Raw genomic sequence first — 17,591 nt, 5'->3', positions numbered from 1 at the left:
CGCCGGTGCGCGCGCCTGTCGCGGCAAATCCGTCCCGCCTTGTGGAAAAACCTTGCCGGGCGATTGCGCCATCCGCCGCAAGCGGGCATTTTCGCCGCATGGTTCCTGCCCTTGTCATCATCCTGTTCTTTCAACTTGCCGGCGAAGTTACCTCGCGCGGTTTGGGGCTGCCGGTGCCCGGTCCGGTGATCGGGCTGTTGCTGCTGGTGGCGGGCTGCGCCATGCGCCCCGCGCTGGCCGAGCGTCTGCGCCCGGTCGTGCAGATGCTGTTGTCGCATCTGTCGCTGTTTTTCGTGCCCGCCGGGGTCGGCGTGGTGGCGCAATTCGGGGTGCTGCGCGAAAACGGGCTGGCGCTGGGGGTGGCGATTATGGTGTCGACGGTTGCGGCGATTGTCGCCGGGGCACTGGCCTTCAGCGCGGTGGCGCGGCTGACCAAGGGGGGCGAGGATGAATGAAGCCGCCCTGATCTGGAGCTATCTTGCACAGACCCCGCTGCTGTGGCTGGTGCTGACGCTGGCGGGGTTCTGGCTGGGGGATTGGCTGTTTCGCTGGTCGGGCGGGCGCAGTTGGGTCAACCCGGTGCTGATCGCGACGGTGCTGCTTGGCGGGCTGCTGCTGATCACCGGCACCCGTTATCAGACCTATTTCGAGGGTGCGCAATTCGTTCATTTCATGCTGGGACCGGCGACCGTGGCGCTGGGGCTGCCGCTGTATGACAATTGGGCGCGGGTGCGCAAATCGGCGCTTCCGTTGGTGGCGGGACTGGTCGCAGGTTCGGTCACGGCGGTGATCAGCGCGCTGGCCATCGCCCATGCGCTGGGGGCGGGGCCTGCGGTGCTGGCCTCGCTGGCGCCGAAATCGACCACCGCGCCCGTGGCCATCGGCATCGCGCAATCGCTGGGGGGCGAGCCGACACTGGCCGCCGTGATGGTCATTGTCACCGGCATTTGCGGCGCGGTGATCGCGGCCCCCCTGCTGGACCTGATCGGGGTTTTCGACCCCCGCGCACGCGGCCTTGCCACCGGCACCGCCGCACATGGCATCGGCACCGCCCGCGCCTTTCAGGCCGGTCCGACCCAAGGCATCTTTGCCGGGCTTGGCATGGGCCTGAACGCGGTGCTGACCGCGTTGCTGGCACCGCTGGTGTTAAAGCTGTTCCTGTGACGGCCTGTCGGCTGTCAGCCCACGCCCTTTGCCCGCACCACCCCTTGGTGTCATCCGTTCCCCCTGTTGGTTCATTTTCTGTCCAGTCCTCTTTACCTGTTCTTTCACACTTACCCCGCCCCCACCTGCCGTCCCATCCCGTGATGGTCGGGTCTGCGGGGGCCGGGTGCGCTGCCCTGCACCCGGCCCCCCGACACGCCCCCCCGACAGGCCGCCAGCCCAGGCTGCGCGCCATATCATCGGGGCTTGTGTCCCTTGGCCCTGTTTGCCGCACAAACCCTAAGATCCGGTAAACAGACAGCCGGTTTTTCGACCTGATTACCTTGAATTTTACCGATTACAGAAAGCTCTGCGGGTCGATATCGACTGTCAGGCGCAGGTTGCGGGGCGGGGTGAAATTGGCCAGCCAGTCGCTGATCGCGCGCTGGATCGGGGCCTGACGCGGTGCCCGGATCAGCATCCGCACCCGGTGCCGCCCCCGCACCCGCGCAATGGGCGCCGGGGCCGGGCCGAACAGGTCGCAACCCGCGTCGCGCAGGGGCTGTGCCGCCATTGCCAGTTGCCGCGCGGCATCGCTGACCACGCCAGGGTCGGGATGCGACAGCACCACCCCGGCCAGCCGCCCGAACGGCGGCATCCCGACAGATTGCCGACCGGCGGCCTCGGCGTTCCAGAACCCTTCGTCGTCGCCGGCCAGAATGGCGCGGATCACCGGATGTTCGGGCTGATAGGTCTGAAGCAGGGCCTCGCCCTGTGTGCCGCTGGCCCGTCCCGCCCGGCCAGCGACCTGACGCATCAGCTGAAACGAGCGCTCGGCTGCGCGCAGATCGGCCCCTTGCAGCCCCAGATCGGCGTCGATCACCCCGACCAGCGTCAGCGCCGGGAAATTGTGGCCCTTGGCGACGATCTGGGTGCCGATAATGATGTCGCATTCCCCCGCCGCGATGGCCGCGATGCTGTCTTTCAGCGCCCGCGCGCTGCCGAACAGGTCCGAGGACAGGATGCTGGTGCGTGCATCCGGGAACAGCTCTGCGACCTCTTCGGCCAGCCGTTCGACACCGGGGCCGACCGGGGCCAGCCTGCCCTCGGCGCCGCAGGACGGGCAGGCGGTGGGGATGGGTTTGGTCTCGCCGCATTGGTGGCAGACAAGGCGGTTCTGAAAGCGGTGTTCCACCATGCGCGCATCGCAGTGATCACAGCCGATCTGCTGGCCACAGGCGCGGCAGACCGTCACCGGGGCATAGCCGCGCCGGTTCAGAAACAGCAGCGATTGCTCGCCCTTTGCCATCCGGTCCCGCACCGCCCCGGCCAGCGAAGGCGAGATCCAGCGCCCCGCTGGCATATCCTCGGCGCGCAGGTCGATGGTGGCCATATCCGGCAGGTCGGTGCGGCCAAAGCGGCTGGTCAGGTCCAGCCTTGCATATTTGCCGCTTGAGGCGTTGACCCAGCTTTCCAGACTGGGCGTGGCCGAGGCCAGCACCACCTGCGCCCCGTTCAGCGAGGCCCGCAGCACCGCCATGTCGCGGGCATTGTAACAGACGCCGTCATCCTGCTTATAGCTGCTGTCATGTTCCTCATCGACGACGATCAGACCAAGGTCGCGAAACGGCAGGAACAGCGCCGAGCGTGCGCCCACCACCAGCCCGACCTGACCCTGACCGGCCATGTGCCACAGGCGGCGGCGCTCGGACCTTGTGATGCCGCTGTGCCATTCGCCGGGGCGGGCGCCAAAGCGGGCCTCGACCCGGTCCAGAAATTCGGCGGACAGGGCGATTTCGGGCAACAGAACCAGCGCCTGACGGCCCGCGCGCAGGCATTCGGCCACGGCCTCCAGATAGACCTCGGTCTTGCCGGACCCGGTGACGCCGCGCAGCAGGGTGGTGCCGTAATGGCCGCTGCGCAGGGCGGCGCGCAGGCTGTCCGCGGCGGCGGCCTGATCGGCGGTCAGGGCCTTGCCGGGGCGGTCGGGGTTCAGCGACGGATAGGGCAGGTCGCGCGGGGCTTCGGCCTCGGACAGGGTGCCGCAGGCGACCAGCCCCGCGACCACGCTGGCCGACACGCCCGCCAGCGCCGCCAGCTCGGACGGGGCGAAGCTGGCGCCGTCATGTGCGTCAAGCACCCGCATCACCGCCTGACGGGGCGTGGTCAGGCGCTGCGGGTCCGGTCCGGTGCGGCGGACCACGCGGCGCGCGGCGGCGGGCTTGTCCAGATCCGGGGCGCGGGTGGCCATCCGCAGCATCGCGGGCAGCGGGGTCAGCGTGTAATCGGCGGCGCGGTGCAGAAATTCGACCATGGGCGGGGTCAGGGCGGGGGCCTCGGTCAGGCGGGCGATGGGGCGCAGCCTGGCGCTGTCGAACCCGCCAAGCCCCGGCCCGGTGACCAGCCCCAGCACCCGGCGCGGCCCCAGTGGCGCCACCACCAGCGTGCCGCTGTCCACCCCGCCCTGTGGTGCCAGATAATCCAGCGTGCCGACAGGTTCGGTCGTCAGAACCGCGATGCGGCTGCCTTGGGGGAAATGTGCGGGCGTCATGGCAAAAACATGGGGCGCGGTAACCGGATGTTAAGGGTTTGGCGATAGAACGGATCCCATAAGGTGTCGTCAAAGGGAAGGGAAAGGGCCATGTTCACGACGCTGGGTGTCATTGTCATGCTGTTGCTGATGCCGTGCTTTGCGCTGTCGCCTGGCCTGACCGCCTTTGTGGTCTGGCATCGGCAGGATCGGGCCGATGGCGGGCCGCGCCAAGGTCTTTCACCGGGGGGCGATCCGGTTTATGACAGGCGCAAACACAAACCCCCGTGGAGAGCGCCGTTATGAAGTTTTTCGTCGATACCGCCGATACTGCCGCCATCAAGGAACTGAACGACCTTGGGATGGTCGATGGGGTGACCACCAACCCCTCGCTGATCCTCAAGTCGGGCCGCGACATTGCCGAGGTGACGCGCGAAATCTGCGCGATGGTCGAAGGTCCGGTCTCGGCCGAGGTGGTGGCGGAAAACGCCGATGACATGATCCGCGAGGGTAAGCATCTGGCACAGATCGCGCCCAATATCACCGTCAAGGTGCCGCTGACCTGGGACGGGCTGAAGGCGTGCAAGGTGCTGTCCTCGGAAGGGCATATGGTCAATGTGACGTTGTGCTTCAGCGCCGCGCAGGCAATTCTGGCCGCCAAGGCCGGGGCGACCTTTATCAGCCCGTTCATTGGCCGGCTGGATGACGTGAACCTGGACGGGATGCAGTTGATCGAGGATATTCGCCAGATCTATGACAATTACGGTTTTGACACGCAGGTGCTGGCGGCGTCGATCCGGTCGGTGAACCACATCACCGATTGCGCGCTGGTCGGGGCTGACGTGATCACCGCGCCGCCCGCCGTCATCAAAGCGATGGCGAACCATGTGCTTACCGACAAGGGGCTGGCACAGTTCAATGCCGATTGGGCGAAAACCGGCCAGAAGATCGGCTGATGGGCCTCGATTCCGCCCTGCGTGACCGGCTGTTGGCCGACCCCGCCGCAATCCTTGAGGACCGCGAGGTCATGCGCGCGCTGATCGACGCGCGCGAGGCCGGTCTGGGCGGGAATGTGGTCGATATCCGCGGTCGCGCGATGGAGGCGCTGGAGGCGCGTCTGGACCGGCTGGAAGCCGCGCATGAGACCGTGATCTCGGCGGCATATGACAACCAGTCCGGGACGGCGGTGATCCACCGCGCCATCCTTGCCATGCTGGAACCGGCGGATTTCGCCGGTTTCATCGACGCGCTTGAGGTCAATGTCGCCCCGATCCTGCGGGTCGAAACCCTGCGTCTGGTGATGGAATCGGCCATGCCGTCCAAAGAACCGGGTATGGGGCACGCGCTGGCGGTTGTGCCGGTCGGCACGGTGGCGCGGATGCTGGCGGATGGCCGGCGGATGCTGGCCAGCCCGGATGTGTCGCTGCGCCCGGTCAGCGACGTCACCCGCCCCCTGCACGAAGATCCCAGCGCGCCGATCCGGTCCGAGGCCCTGATCCCGCTGGATCTGGGACAGGGCAGCCGCCCGGCCATGTTATTGATGGGGTCCGCCGAGGCAGGGCGCTTTACCCCGGCGCAAGGGACCGATCTGTTGCGCTTTTTCGGACAGGTGCTGCGGCTGGTGGTGATGGGCTGGATGCGGGACTGAACAGCGGGATGTGACCATGTCGGAAACGGGCGATCAGCGGGGCAAGGCGGCAGGGCAGGCCGGTGCCACGCCGCGCGCGCCCGATCGGCCTTGCCGCCCCGACTGCGCATCCGGGGACGGCCAGCACGCAGCGGCAGCACAGTTGGGCGCGGCCAGCCCACCGGTCGGGCGCGGCACAGGTGCCATCGGGGTGCGGACGGCCGGTGCGGATGCTGGCGCGGCCAGCCAAACGGATGCGGCGTCGGGGGCAGGGCTGGAACCGATGCCGTCCATCGCCGCTGATGCCGCTGCCCCATCGCCTGAACGGGTCGGGCAGGGTGCCGGGAATTGTGTGACAGATCAGGCGGCGGCGCTTCAATCACAAGTTGATGACAAACCGATGCCGCCAGCGGCGCGGCCTGCGGACATGACGGGTGATGTGGCCGCAGGCCATGACGCTGCGCAACGGACCGGCGTGGAATCGGCGGGCGCGGAACAGGCAGGCGCGGAACAGGCAGGCGGGGTTTTCGGGCCGTGGCTGGCGCCGGTGATGGGGGATGCGCTGATCCGCTGGCTGGATCACCAGTCCGGCACCCGCGACCGGTCGGATCACACGATCACGGCCTATCGGTCTGACCTGGTGGCGTTTTTGCGGTTTTTGGGCGAATATGAGGGGCGCGCCGCGACGCCGGCCAATCTGGCCACGTTGCGCCAGCCGCAGATGCGCGCCTTTGCCGCGGCGGCGCGGGGGGACGGGCTGTCGGCGCGGTCGGTGGCGCGGCGGATCTCGGCGGTGCGGTCGTTCCTGCGCTGGATCTCGGACCGCGAGGGCTATGACCTGTCGGCGGCCTTGGCGGCGCGCAGCCCGAAATATACCCGCAGCCTGCCGCGTCCGCTGGCCCCGGATCAGGCGCGCGCGCTGCTGGATCAGGCGGCGGTGCAGCACCCGACGCCCTGGGTCGCCGCCCGCGACGTGGCGGCGCTGACGCTGATCTATGGCAGCGGGCTGCGCATTTCCGAGGCGCTGGCCCTGAATGGCCGCGACTGGCCGATGGGCGACAGCCTGCGCATCACCGGCAAGGGCAGCAAGCAGCGCGTGGTGCCGGTGCTGCCGGTGGCGCGGGCGGCGATTGCGCAATATCTGCGGCTGTGCCCGTGGGTGTCGGGACCGGACGATCCGCTGTTTCGCGGGGTGCGGGGCGGGCAACTGGCGACCTCGGTTCTGGATGCTGCGGTGGTGTTGCTGCGGCAGGGGCTGGGGCTGCCATCCAGCGCCACGCCGCACGCCCTGCGGCACAGTTTCGCGACGCATCTGCTGGCCGCTGGCGGCGATCTGCGCACCATTCAGGAGCTGTTGGGTCATGCCAGCCTGTCCACGACGCAGGTTTACACCGGCGTTGACGACGCCCATCTGATGGCGGTTTACCGCGCGGCCCATCCGCGCCGCTGATCGGGCCTTCCCTTGGGCGGGGCGGGTCGCTATAAGAAACCGGATTCCCCCGAAAACGCAGTCACGCCCGCCCGGCAGACCCAGTTTTCCGGCCCCGGACCCCCGGCGGCCCGCGCAGGGGACATGCGATTCGCGCGTCCCCGCCGGACGCCCACTGACAGGAGACGCCCATGAGCAAACCCTTGATGGCCAAAGCCACCGCCGTCTGGCTGATTGACAACACCACGCTGAGCTTCAAGCAGATCGCTGATTTCTGCGGGATGCACGAATTGGAGATTCAGGGCATTGCCGATGGCGATGTGGCTGCCGGGGTCAAGGGGTTCGATCCGGTCGGGTCGAACCAGCTGGACGCGGCCGAGATCAGGCGCGCCGAGGAAGACCCGCGCTATAAGCTGAAGCTGAAGCACAACCCCGCCGCCGAGGGCGAGGAAAAACGCCGCGGCCCGCGTTACACCCCGCTGTCCAAGCGTCAGGACCGCCCGGCGGCGATCTTGTGGCTGGTCAAGTTCCACCCCGAACTGGCCGACAGCCAGATCGGCAAGCTGGTTGGCACCACCAAGCCCACCATTCAGGCCATCCGCGAACGCACCCACTGGAACATCCAGAACATCACCCCGATCGACCCGGTCGCCCTTGGCCTGTGCCGCCAGACCGAGCTGGATTCCGCCGTTCAGAAAGCCGCCAAGAAACGCGCCGCCGACGGCGTGATGACCGATGACGAGCGTCGCAAGCTGGTCTCGACCGAGGCGTCGCTGGCGATGCCGGACGAACCGCGCCTGCCCAGTTCGATGCAGGGGCTTGAGAATTTCACCCTGACCCGTGACGAGGACAAGCCCAAGCCCGAGGCGGAACTGGACGCCGACAGCTTCTTCAACCTGCCGGGTGACAGCGACGAAGATGACGACAAGTGATCATCGGGGCGCCTTCGGGCGCCCCTTTTGCATTCCGGCTTTGCGCGCCTTGGTCGCGGATCGGGCGGCTTGGATCAGCGCCCGAACACCACGCTGGCCGGGATTTCGTAGCGTTCATCCCCGATATTGACGATGCTTAAATCGCCGCGCTGTTCGACGGTCATCCCGTCGCGGGCCAGCGGTCGGCCCTGTTCGAACCGGATCTGACGCTGACCGCCGCCGGGCTTGTCAAAGCTGACCACCGCACTGCCATTGCCCCCGCGCGTGACCTGATAGGCGCAGTCGCGGGTCAGCATCCCCAGCCGGACCGAGCAGGGCAGATGCCCCCCGGCGCTGTTGGTGGTCGCGCTGGCCGCGCCGTCCGGCCGCGGTTTCGGAGCGGTCGAGGTCGTCAGCCCGCCCACAGGCCGCGCCGCGCTGTCCGTTGTCGCCGGTTGTGTGCTGTCCGTGCCCACAGACCCGGCGCTTTGCGATGTGCTGGTCTGTGGCGCGGTGTCGGTCTGGGCCGGGGCATCGCTGCGCACAAGGTAATAGCCCACGGTCCAGCCGCTGACCGGCGCAGTGCCGGTGGTGGTCACGCGGCACCATTGCCGCCCCTCGGCGGTTTCGCAGCCGCCATTGCGCAGGATGGCGCCGTTCTGGACCGTGGTCACCACCTGCGCCCCGGTCGAGGGTTCGGCGCGGATATTCAGCACATTGTCGATCCCGGTCACCCGCCAGTCGCCGCGTGCCGGGCTGGCCTTGCCGGTGCCATCCCCCACAGGGGTTGCAGGCGCGGCGGACGTGGTGCTGTCTGCTGCGGTTGTGCCGCTGCCGGTTGCCGTGGCGGCGGTGGGCGACGCGTCGGGCTGGTCATTGGTGACATGGACATCCAGCGTGTAATCCGCCCGCGCATCGGCCTGTGCGGCATTGCGCATCAGATAGGTCTGGATGGTATAGCGCCCGTCGGCAGGCAGCGTCAGGTCGGCATAGCTGCCCGAGGTCGCGCCGGTAAACAGCGCATCGGCCTGACCGGGGCGGTCGCCGGGGGCATAGACACTGAAATAGGCCGAACTGTTCGAGGTTTTCATCGTCACCCGCAACCGCTGACCCTTGGTCGCGGTCAGCCCGTATTCCACCGTGTCGTAACCGCCGACCGTGCCGAACACGCTGGTGGCGGTCTGGCTGCCGGGAATCTGAAGGGTTTCAACGCGGGTGGCGGCCCCGGCCATGCTGGCGCCGGTAACCGTCAGGGCCGCCGCGATGGCGGCGCTGCACATCAGTTTGCGAAACATGCTCGACCTCGGTTCTTGTGACTGGGTTCTTTATGCTGTGGCCGGCCCCGGCTGCGGCGCGGGGCTGGCCGTTGGTGACGGGGTCAGATCGGGGGTCAGATCGACAGGCAGATATATTTCATTTCCAGATAATCCTCGATCCCGTGGCGCGAGCCTTCGCGGCCAAGGCCCGATTGCTTGACCCCGCCAAAAGGCGCCACCTCGGTCGAGATGATGCCGGTATTGACGCCGACAATGCCGTATTCCAGCGCCTCTTGCACGCGGGTGATGCGGCCCACATCGCGGGCATAGAAATAGCAGGCCAGCCCGAAAATCGTGTCATTGGCGTGGCGGATCGCCTCGGCCTCGTCGTTGAAACAAAACAGCGGGGCGACGGGACCAAAGGTTTCCTCTTGCGCGACTTTCATCTGCTGGGTCACGCCGGTCAGCACCGTGGGCTGGAAAAAGGTGCCGTCATTGCCGATGCGCTGACCGCCGGTCATCACCTTGCCGCCGCCGTCCAGCACGTCCTGAATATGTTCCTGCACCTTGTCGACCGCATCGGCATTGATCAGCGGCCCGGTGGTCACGCCGTCATCCAGCCCGTCACCGACGCGCAGCTTGTCCACCGCCGCCGCCAGCTTTTCGGCAAAGGCGTCATAGACCCCGGCCTGCACATAAATGCGGTTGGCGCAGACGCAGGTCTGGCCGTTATTGCGGAATTTCGAGGCCATCGCCCCCTCGACCGCCTTGTCCAGATCGGCATCGTCGAACACGATGAAGGGCGCGTTGCCCCCCAGTTCCATGCTGCATTTCAGCACCTGATCGGCGGCCTGACGCAGTAGGATGCGCCCGACCTCGGTGCTGCCGGTAAAGGTCAGCTTGCGCACGGCAGGGTTTTCGCAGAATTCCTTGCCGATATCCGAGCTGCGCGAACTGGTGACGACGCTGAAAATCCCCTTGGGCAGGCCCGCGCGTTCCCCCAGCACCGCCAGCGCCAGCGCCGACAGCGGGGTTTCGGCGGCGGGGCGGCCAACAAAGCCACAGCCCACCGCCAGCGCCGGGCCACATTTGCGGGTGATCATCGCGTTGGGGAAATTCCACGGCGTGATGCTGGCGACCACGCCGATGGGCTGGCGGATGACGGTCAGGCGCTTGTCGGCCATGTGGCCGGGGATGGTTTCGCCATAGACGCGCTTGGCCTCTTCGCCGAACCATTCGATGAAGCTGGCACCATAAGCGACCTCGCCCCTGGCCTCGGTCAGCGGCTTGCCCATCTCGGCGGTCAGGATGGTGGCCAGATCGTCCTGATTGTCCATCATCAGGTCGAACCATTTGCGCATGATATTGGCGCGTTCCTTGGCCGGGCGCGCGGCCCAGTCGCGCATGGCGTCCTGTGCGGCGGTAATCGCGCGGGCGGCATCGTCGCGGCCCATATCAGCAACCTTGGCGATGACATCGCCGCGCGCCGGGTTGACCACGTCGAAGGTGGCGCCATCGGCGGCCCCGACCCATTCGCCGGCGATATAGGCGCGGGTTTCCAGCAGCGACGGATCGCGAAGGCGGGTTTTCAGGTCGGTGGTGGTCATCGGGCGCTCCTCTGTTCCGGGTTGGGGACAGATCATCACGCGCGGGGCCGCGTGTCCAGCACTGCCCACAGGGCCTGAGGTTTTCGTGATTGAACCAATGGCGCGCCCGCCGCGTTGCCCCGCCGTAACCGATCCGAAAGGACGTGGAAGTGGAGTGTTTGTAATGCGTAATCTGTTTATCCCCGCCATCGCCGGTGCCATGACCCTTGCGGGGGCCGCCAGCGCCGAAACCATGGCCACCGCCGGCACCGACCTGAACCTGCGCGCCGGTCCCGGTGTGCAGCACCCGGTTACCGGCACCATCAAAGGCGGCGATCAGGTCAGCGTTGCCGGCTGTATCGAAAGCGCCAACTGGTGCGAGGTGACTTATAACGACCAGCACGGTTGGGCCTATGGCGACTATCTGACCGCGAAGGTCGGTGAAAAGATCGAGCCGCTTTACCCCAACCGCACCGAAATCAAGGTGCCGGTGATCGAATATAACGCCCCTGCCGCGACCGGTGGCAACAAGGGTCAGGACGCGGCTGTCGGCGGTCTTGGCGGTGCCGCCATGGGCGCGCTGATCGGCGGCCCGGTCGGGGCCGTGGCGGGCGCGGCCATCGGCGGCGCGGCAGGCGGTGCAGCCGACCCCGCCCCCGAGGTCAGGACCTATATCGAGGCCAACCCGCAGGCCCCCATCCTGCTGGATGGCGAGGTCGTCCTTGGCGCCGGTGTTCCCGACACCGTGACCCTGTATGACATCCCCGATCAGCCGACCTACAAATATGTCACCATCAACGGCCAGCCGGTTCTGGTGAACCCCGATGATCGCAAGATCGTCTATATCTATCGCTGACCGGGTCTGAACCTGTCCAGACAGGGGGCGGCGCGCGGCGTCGCCCCTTTCATATGCGCGGGCCGTAAAACTGTTGCCAGCAGGGTTGCAGATCGCCGGGCGCCGGTTGCGCGGCATGAACCGCCCGCGCGATGGCGCGTGCCAGCACACAGGCCGCCACATGCCCCAGCCGGAAAAGCGCCAGCGGATCGGCGGCAACCGCCCCGGTTGCGGCGGCAAAGACCAGATCGCCATCCATCGGGCTGTGCGACGGGATCAGCGCCCGCGCCATGCCATCATGGGCCGCCACCGCCATTCGCGTCGCCTGCGCCTTGTCCAGCCGCGCATCGGTGGCAACGATGGCAATGGTCGTGGCCGCGCCGACGGGCTTTTCGGGCAGTGGTTCCCACCCGGCCAGCGATTCTGGCGACGGCCCCAGACCGCCAAATTCGGCACCCATCTCGAACGGGGCGGCGTGGAAATGGCCGTTGCGGTCACAGGCCCGCCCCAGCGCATTGACCACCACCACGGCGCCCACGGTGATGCCGCAATCCATTACCGCGCTGGCCGACCCCAGACCGCCCTTCAGCGACCCGGTCATCGCCCCGCATCCCGCCCCGGCGCTGCCAATGGCGAAATCCGCGCCTGCGGCATCCAGCGCCCGCGCGCCAAGGTCGCGATAGGGGTTTGCCGCCCATTCCTTGTCGCCGCCATTCAGCAGGTCAAAGACGATGGCACCGGGCACGATCGGCACCCGCGCCGCGCCCACGGCAAAGCCCCGCCCGCGACGGTGCAGACCGTCGACCACCCCGGAACAGGCCTCCAGCCCAAAGGCGCTGCCGCCCGATAAAACCAGCGCATCAACCCCGGCCACGGTCTTGTCCGGGGCCAGCAGATCGGTCTCGCGCGTGCCGGGGGCGCCGCCCATGACGTGAACGCCACAGGTCAGGGGCGCATCGCCCACCAGAACGGTGACACCCGATTTTAATGCCGGATCGGCCGCATTGCCGACGGACAGCCCCGCAATATCGGTGATCAGGTTGCGCGGTCCCGGTCTCATCGCCTGCCATCCCCCCTCGCTTCTGTCTGAAATACCTCGGGGTCCGGGGCAGCGCCCCGGTCCGCGCCCGCCCCCGGCACCCAGCCATCAGGGATGCGCGGCGTCGCCGCCAACAGGCTGCGGGTGTAATCCGCCGCCGGCGCGGCCATGACGCGTTCGGTGGGGCCGCCCTCGACGATCCGGCCCTTGCGCATCACCAGCACACGGTCGGTCACCGCGCGCACCACCGACAGGTCATGGCTGATAAACAGATAGGCCAGCGCATGTTCGTCGCGCAGCCGCGCCAGCAGGTCCAGCACCTGCGCGCGCACCCGCACGTCCAGCGCGCTGACCGGTTCGTCCAGCACGATCAGGCGCGGGCGGATGATCAGCGCGCGGGCAATGGCGATGCGCTGGCGCTGGCCACCCGAAAACTGGTGGATATAGCGGCGCATATGGCCCGGCTCGATCCCGACCTCGGCCAGCGCGGCGGCCACGCGGTCGCGCCAGTCTGCGGGGCGGCCGGTCAGGTGGAACGGCTCGGCCAGCAGGCGCTCGACCCGCCAGCGGGGGTCGAAACTGCCGAACGGGTCCTGAAACACCACCTGAACCTTGGCGCGCTGTTCAGGCGGCATGGCGGGATGCACGGGCTGGCCGTCCAGCTCGATCCGCCCGGCCTGCAACGGGTCCAGCCCCAGGATCGCGCGCATCAGCGTCGATTTCCCGCAGCCCGATTCCCCGACCAGACCGACGCTTTCACCATCGGCAATGTCGAAACTGACCCCATCCACCGCCCGCAGCACCGGATGTGGCGCCAGCAGGGTCGGGCGCGGCATCAGATATTCCCGCACCGCGCCCTTCACCCGCAGGATCGGGGTGTCGTCGGGGCGGGCGCTGGCCACCGGGGGCACATGGCGGGCGGCCTGAAACAGCTGGCGGGTATAGGGGTGGGACTGGGTGCGAAACAGCGGCTCGGTCGCGCCCTGTTCGACGATGGCGCCATCCTTCATCACCGCCACCCGGTCCGCGACCCCGGCCACGACGCCAAGGTCATGGGTGATCAGCAACAGCGCCATATCGCCATCGCGCACCAGATCGCGCAGCAGCGCCAGCACCCCGGCCTGCGTGGTCACGTCCAGCGCGGTGGTGGGTTCGTCCGCGATCAGCACATCGGGATGCCCGGCAATGGCCATGGCGATGGCAACGCGCTGGCGCTGGCCGCCCGACAATTCATGCGGAAACAGCCCCAGCGCAAAGCGCGGCGCGGTCAGGCCGACTCGGTCCAGCTTTTCCCGCGCCCGGATCAGCGCCGTGCCGCGATCCATGCCGTGATGCAGGATCAGGGTTTCGGCCACCTGATCGCCAATGCTCATCAGCGGGTTCAGCGCGCTCATCGGTTCCTGAAAGATCATCGCGATGCGGCGGCCCCGGACGCGGTTCATGGCGTCCTCGGGCAGGGATAACAGATCGCCCCCCTCGAAGATCACCTGCCCGGCGGCGCGGGCGCGATGGGGCAAAAGCCCCATCACCGCCAGCGCGGTCATCGACTTGCCCGAGCCGCTTTCCCCGACCAGCCCGGTGATCTGGCCGCGATGCAGGTCCAGCCCGACATCGCGCAGGATCGCGCGGTCAGCGATGCGCACCGACAGGTCGCGCATGGACAGCAGCGGCGCGGTCATGGCAGCACCTCAAGCCGGGGGTCCAGCGCGTCGCGCAGGCTGTCGCCCAACAGGTTCAGCCCCAGCACGGTCAGGGTGATGCACAGCCCCGGCACGATGGCGACATGCGGGGCAAGGGTGACAAAGGTCTGCGCCTCGGCCAGCATCCGGCCCCAGCTTGGGGTCGGCGGCTGCGCGCCAAGCCCGACATAGGACAGCCCGGCCTCGGCCAGAATGCCAAGGCTGAACTGGATGGTGCCCTGCACGATCAGCAGGTTGGCGATATTGGGCAGGACATGTTCGACGCTGATGCGGGCGCGGCCCTTGCCTGCCACCCGCGCCGCGCGGATGTAATCCAGCACCCAGACCGGCAGCGCCCCGCCACGGGTGACACGGGCGAAAACCGGGATGTTGAAAATGCCGATGGCAATGATGGCATTGGTGGCCGAGGGGCCGAATACGGCGGTGATCAGGATCGCGATCACCAGCGAGGGGAAGGCAAAGATCAGGTCATTGCCGCGCATGATTGCCTCGTCCAGCCAGCCGCCGTGGCTGGCCGCCGCCAACAGCCCCAGCGGCACGCCGATGCCCATGCCGATGCCCACCGCCACCAGCGCCACCGCGATCGAGACCCGCGCCCCTTCCATCACCATCGACAGCAGGTCGCGCCCCAGCTGGTCGGTTCCCAGCCAATGCCCGCCCGAGGGCGCTTGCAGCCGCGCGGCAATGTCCAGCGCGGCGGTGTCATGGGGCGTCCAGACCAGCGACACCAGCGCCGCCAGAACCGCAAGCCCCGCCAGCGCGGCGCCAAGAACCGTTGGCCACCTCATTTCGCGCGCAGCCTTGGGTCGACCAGCGCATACAGCAGGTCGGTCAGGAAGGTGACAAGGATCACCGCCGCCACCAGCACCAGCACCGCCGATTGCACCACGATCAGGTCGCGCTGGGTGATGGCCTGAAAGATCAGACGTCCCAGTCCGGGCAGGTAAAACACGTTTTCGATGATGATCGCCCCGGCCAGCAGAAAGGAAAATTGCAGCCCCATGATGGTCAGCACCGGGATCAGCGCATTGCGCAGCGCGTGCCGCCGCAGCGCCTGACCGCGCGACAGCCCCTTGGCGCGGGCAGTGCGGATATAGTCCTGATCCAGCGTGTCGACCAGCGCCGAGCGCAGCACCCGCGACAGGATCGCCGCCTGTGGCAGCGCCAGCGCGATGGCCGGCAGGATCAGCGCCCGCAGCGCGGCCAGCGGTTGTGACCAGCCCGGAAAGCCGCCCGCGGGCAGCCAGTGCAGCCGCACCGCAAAGACCAGCACCAGCAGCATCGCGAACCAGAAATTCGGCAGCGCGATGCCGATCTGGGCCAGCCCCATCACCCCCCGGTCCCCGGCCCGCCCGCGATGGGTGGCGGCGAACATGCCCACCGGAAAGGCGATCAGCGCCGCCAGCGCCAGCGCCATCAGCGCCAGCGGCAGCGAGACCTGCATCCGTTGGGTGATCATCGTCGCGATGTCGGATTTATAGGTAAAGCTGGTGCCGAAATCGCCGGTCAGCACCGCCCCGGCCCATTGCAGGTATCGCAGCGGCAGGGGCTGATCCAGCCCCATCTGTTCGCGCAGCGCCGCCAGCGTATCGGGCTGCGCCCCGGTTCCCAGCATGAAACTGGCCGGGTCGCCGGGGACCAGCTCGACCACCGAAAAGATCAGGGCCGAGGCCACGGCAAGGCTGAGGCACAGCGAAACAAGGCGGCGGGTGGCGTAATGCAGCATGGCGCGGACGCTAAACCGCGGGCGGCAGCGGGTAAAGGGCGCAATGCCTGTGCCGCCCTGCGCGCGGATGGGGGGTGCAGGGGTATTTGGGCAACGAAGAAGGCCGGGCGGGCCGCGCAGGGGTCACACTTGCAGCCGTCCGACCAGCGGCACGTCGTCCTGTGCGGTGACGTTGTGGCGTTCGATCATGCGGTGCACATGCGGGTCGCCCGCGCCGCGATGCAGGGCGTTCAGCGCCTGTGTAACCCCGCTGTCCGATTTGGTGCGGCGCAGGTTGTGGCGCACATATTCGTCCCATGTCGCGATGTGATAGGATTCCGACCATAATTCCGGCTGTTCCAGATCGCGCAGCAGCGCCCAGTTGCGTGCCCCGTCGCGGCGGCGGATCTGGCGGCGCTGGCGCATCAGGTCCAGAAACCGGGGCACGTCCTGTTTGTCGATGACGTAATCGACCATGATAAAGATCGGGCCGGACCGGCCGCGCAGGTCCAGTTGCAGCGGCGGTTCGCGAAAGCGGTTGGCGGGGTCCAGATCCAGCGTGCCGAATTCCGGGGCGCGGAACCAGATGCCGATGAACGCGCCCGTCAGCAGCAGCGCCGCCGCCGCCGCCAGCGCGTTGTGCCAGCCATGGCTGCTGGCGACGCTGCCCCAGGCCCATGACCCCGCCGCCATGCCGCCGAACACCGCCGTCTGATACAGCGCCAGCGCGCGGGCGACGACCCAGCGCGGGGTGGACAGTTGCACGGTGACGTTGAACAGCGACAGCGCCAGCACCCAGCTGGTGCCGGCAGGCAGGATTGCCAGCGCGTGCAGCCACATCGAATTGGTAAAGGCCAGCAGCAGCGTGGCCAGCGCAAAGCCCACAAAGGCCAGCTGCACCACGGTTTCATTGCTGAATCGGTCGCGCAGCGGCGGGTTCAGCGCCGCGCCGATAATCGCGCCGATCCCGTAACAGCCCATCAGGATGCCGAAGAACAGCGACCCGCCCTCGGGGTGGGATTTCGCCACCAGCGGCAGCAGCGACAGGATCGCGATCGAGGCAAAGCCGAACAGCGCCCCGCGCGCCAGCACCCGCATCAGGTTGGGCGACAGCGCGACATAGCGCAGCCCGGCGGACAGGGCGGGGACGAATGGCTCGGGCTTGGTGGGGGCGGGGTCGGGATGCGGGCGCCAGCGGGTCAGCGCCGCCAGCAGCGGGATATAGCTGGCGGCATTGACCGCAAAGGCCGCCGCCGCGCCAAAGGCGGCGGTGATGATGCCGCCCGCCGCCGGACCGACGCTGCGCATCATGTTGAAACCCACCGCATTCAGCGTCACCGCCGCAGGCAGGTCGCCGCGCGGCACCAGATCGCGCATACTGGCCTGCCATGGCGGGTTATGCAGCGCCTGTCCCAGACCGATCAGAAAGGTGAACCCCAACAGCGCCCATGGCGTCAGCACCCCGGCCCATGCCGCCAGTGCCAGCGCGACGGACACCACCGCCATGCCGCCCTGCGCGATCAGCATCAGCTTGCGGCGGTCGAAAATATCGGCCAGCGCACCCGAGACCAGCGCGAACACCATCACCGGCAGTGTGTTCGACGCCTGCACCAGCGCGATCAGCGTGGCCGAGCTGGTCAGCTGGGTCATCAGCCATGCCGCGCCGACCGCCTGAACCATGGCGCCGAAATTGGACATCAGCGTGGCCGACCACAGCAGCCGGAATTCGGCATGGCGCAGTGGAACAAGGGGCGAGGGGCGATTGGGCAAGGGGGCCTCGACGGGGTGGTGCGCGGTCAGGTTAGGCCCGTGGCCCGGCCTGCGCAAGGC

General features: G+C 67.9%; 15 protein-coding genes. 7 read left to right on the top strand and 8 right to left on the bottom strand.

The features are described from left to right. The first annotated feature begins 98 nt into the window (after positions 1 to 98). Entirely contained in the window at positions 99 to 455 is a 357-nt protein-coding gene (locus tag ACFXP9_RS05260; protein WP_397206451.1) for a CidA/LrgA family protein, read from the top strand. Further along, positions 448 to 1,164 carry an LrgB family protein gene (locus ACFXP9_RS05255; protein ID WP_397206449.1) on the top strand — a complete coding sequence of 239 codons (717 nt, stop codon included), beginning with the start codon at positions 448 to 450 and terminating at the stop codon, positions 1,162 to 1,164. The genes ACFXP9_RS05260 and ACFXP9_RS05255 overlap by 8 nt, the downstream gene beginning before the upstream one ends. A gap of 337 nt (positions 1,165 to 1,501) precedes the next feature. On the opposite strand, the gene ACFXP9_RS05250 is transcribed toward ACFXP9_RS05255, so the two are convergent. Next, the gene (locus tag ACFXP9_RS05250; RefSeq protein WP_397206448.1) at positions 1,502 to 3,694 is read right to left on the bottom strand and encodes a primosomal protein N'; all 2,193 of its coding nucleotides are present in this window, start codon (positions 3,692 to 3,694) and stop codon (positions 1,502 to 1,504) included. A 281-nt stretch (positions 3,695 to 3,975) separates the two neighbouring features. On the opposite strand from ACFXP9_RS05250, the gene fsa reads away from it, so the two are divergent. The 4 genes from fsa (at position 3,976) to ACFXP9_RS05230 (ending at position 7,661) form a co-directional block, all read left to right on the top strand. Beyond that, a complete protein-coding gene (fsa, locus tag ACFXP9_RS05245) occupies positions 3,976 to 4,629 on the top strand; it encodes a fructose-6-phosphate aldolase (RefSeq protein WP_397206446.1) in 654 nt (217 codons plus the stop codon). Next, a complete protein-coding gene (locus ACFXP9_RS05240; RefSeq protein WP_397206444.1) occupies positions 4,629 to 5,321 on the top strand; it encodes a DUF484 family protein in 693 nt (230 codons plus the stop codon). The genes fsa and ACFXP9_RS05240 overlap by 1 nt, the downstream gene beginning before the upstream one ends. A 529-nt stretch (positions 5,322 to 5,850) precedes the next feature. Further along, positions 5,851 to 6,750, top strand: a complete 900-nt coding sequence (locus tag ACFXP9_RS05235) for a tyrosine recombinase XerC (RefSeq protein ID WP_397206655.1) — start codon at positions 5,851 to 5,853, stop codon at positions 6,748 to 6,750. A gap of 170 nt (positions 6,751 to 6,920) precedes the next feature. Next, positions 6,921 to 7,661, top strand: a complete 741-nt coding sequence (locus ACFXP9_RS05230; RefSeq protein WP_397206443.1) for a DUF1013 domain-containing protein — start codon at positions 6,921 to 6,923, stop codon at positions 7,659 to 7,661. A gap of 74 nt (positions 7,662 to 7,735) precedes the next feature. Here ACFXP9_RS05230 and ACFXP9_RS05225 read toward each other — a convergent pair whose 3' ends face one another. Together ACFXP9_RS05225 and ACFXP9_RS05220 are read right to left on the bottom strand one after the other, a co-directional pair. Further along, a complete protein-coding gene (locus ACFXP9_RS05225; protein ID WP_397206441.1) occupies positions 7,736 to 8,935 on the bottom strand; it encodes an SH3 domain-containing protein in 1,200 nt (399 codons plus the stop codon). Positions 8,936 to 9,030: 95 nt separating this feature from the next. After that, a complete protein-coding gene (locus ACFXP9_RS05220) occupies positions 9,031 to 10,503 on the bottom strand; it encodes an NAD-dependent succinate-semialdehyde dehydrogenase (protein WP_397206439.1) in 1,473 nt (490 codons plus the stop codon). A gap of 163 nt (positions 10,504 to 10,666) precedes the next feature. Between ACFXP9_RS05220 and ACFXP9_RS05215 the strand changes: the two genes are divergently transcribed. Continuing rightward, the gene (locus tag ACFXP9_RS05215) at positions 10,667 to 11,338 is read left to right on the top strand and encodes a DUF1236 domain-containing protein (protein WP_397206437.1); all 672 of its coding nucleotides are present in this window, start codon (positions 10,667 to 10,669) and stop codon (positions 11,336 to 11,338) included. A 49-nt stretch (positions 11,339 to 11,387) separates the two neighbouring features. On the opposite strand, the gene ACFXP9_RS05210 is transcribed toward ACFXP9_RS05215, so the two are convergent. The 5 genes from ACFXP9_RS05210 to ACFXP9_RS05190 all read right to left on the bottom strand — a co-directional run bounded on the left by ACFXP9_RS05210 (position 11,388) and on the right by ACFXP9_RS05190 (position 17,531). Beyond that, positions 11,388 to 12,377, bottom strand: a complete 990-nt coding sequence (locus ACFXP9_RS05210; protein ID WP_397206435.1) for a P1 family peptidase — start codon at positions 12,375 to 12,377, stop codon at positions 11,388 to 11,390. Then, positions 12,374 to 14,035 carry an ABC transporter ATP-binding protein gene (locus ACFXP9_RS05205; RefSeq protein ID WP_397206434.1) on the bottom strand — a complete coding sequence of 554 codons (1,662 nt, stop codon included), beginning with the start codon at positions 14,033 to 14,035 and terminating at the stop codon, positions 12,374 to 12,376. Before ACFXP9_RS05205 ends, ACFXP9_RS05210 begins: the two co-directional genes overlap by 4 nt. Continuing rightward, positions 14,032 to 14,844: an ABC transporter permease gene (locus tag ACFXP9_RS05200; RefSeq protein ID WP_397206432.1), complete on the bottom strand. Its 813-nt coding sequence runs from the start codon at positions 14,842 to 14,844 to the stop codon at positions 14,032 to 14,034. Before ACFXP9_RS05200 ends, ACFXP9_RS05205 begins: the two co-directional genes overlap by 4 nt. Further along, positions 14,841 to 15,782: an ABC transporter permease gene (locus tag ACFXP9_RS05195; protein WP_397206430.1), complete on the bottom strand. Its 942-nt coding sequence runs from the start codon at positions 15,780 to 15,782 to the stop codon at positions 14,841 to 14,843. The genes ACFXP9_RS05200 and ACFXP9_RS05195 overlap by 4 nt, the downstream gene beginning before the upstream one ends. 123 nt (positions 15,783 to 15,905) lie before the next feature. After that, positions 15,906 to 17,531 carry an MFS transporter gene (locus ACFXP9_RS05190; RefSeq protein ID WP_397206428.1) on the bottom strand — a complete coding sequence of 542 codons (1,626 nt, stop codon included), beginning with the start codon at positions 17,529 to 17,531 and terminating at the stop codon, positions 15,906 to 15,908. Between the last annotated feature and the right edge of the window lie 60 nt (positions 17,532 to 17,591).

The organism is Paracoccus jiaweipingae (assembly GCF_044335505.1).
Classification (GTDB): domain Bacteria; phylum Pseudomonadota; class Alphaproteobacteria; order Rhodobacterales; family Rhodobacteraceae; genus Paracoccus.
The sequence above is the reverse complement of the archived record's forward strand: the minus strand, read 5'-3'. Positions and strand labels throughout refer to the sequence as shown.

Coding starts and splice junctions, on each gene's coding strand:
- ACFXP9_RS05250 (WP_397206448.1), bottom strand. CDS start 3,694: ATGACGCCCGCACATTTCCCCCAAGGCAGCCGCATCGCGGTTCTGACG.
- ACFXP9_RS05215 (WP_397206437.1), top strand. CDS start 10,667: ATGCGTAATCTGTTTATCCCCGCCATCGCCGGTGCCATGACCCTTGCG.
- ACFXP9_RS05240 (WP_397206444.1), top strand. CDS start 4,629: ATGGGCCTCGATTCCGCCCTGCGTGACCGGCTGTTGGCCGACCCCGCC.
- ACFXP9_RS05195 (WP_397206430.1), bottom strand. CDS start 15,782: ATGCTGCATTACGCCACCCGCCGCCTTGTTTCGCTGTGCCTCAGCCTT.
- ACFXP9_RS05255 (WP_397206449.1), top strand. CDS start 448: ATGAATGAAGCCGCCCTGATCTGGAGCTATCTTGCACAGACCCCGCTG.
- ACFXP9_RS05235 (WP_397206655.1), top strand. CDS start 5,851: ATGGGGGATGCGCTGATCCGCTGGCTGGATCACCAGTCCGGCACCCGC.
- fsa (WP_397206446.1), top strand. CDS start 3,976: ATGAAGTTTTTCGTCGATACCGCCGATACTGCCGCCATCAAGGAACTG.
- ACFXP9_RS05200 (WP_397206432.1), bottom strand. CDS start 14,844: ATGAGGTGGCCAACGGTTCTTGGCGCCGCGCTGGCGGGGCTTGCGGTT.
- ACFXP9_RS05225 (WP_397206441.1), bottom strand. CDS start 8,935: ATGTTTCGCAAACTGATGTGCAGCGCCGCCATCGCGGCGGCCCTGACG.
- ACFXP9_RS05260 (WP_397206451.1), top strand. CDS start 99: ATGGTTCCTGCCCTTGTCATCATCCTGTTCTTTCAACTTGCCGGCGAA.
- ACFXP9_RS05205 (WP_397206434.1), bottom strand. CDS start 14,035: ATGACCGCGCCGCTGCTGTCCATGCGCGACCTGTCGGTGCGCATCGCT.
- ACFXP9_RS05210 (WP_397206435.1), bottom strand. CDS start 12,377: ATGAGACCGGGACCGCGCAACCTGATCACCGATATTGCGGGGCTGTCC.
- ACFXP9_RS05230 (WP_397206443.1), top strand. CDS start 6,921: ATGAGCAAACCCTTGATGGCCAAAGCCACCGCCGTCTGGCTGATTGAC.
- ACFXP9_RS05220 (WP_397206439.1), bottom strand. CDS start 10,503: ATGACCACCACCGACCTGAAAACCCGCCTTCGCGATCCGTCGCTGCTG.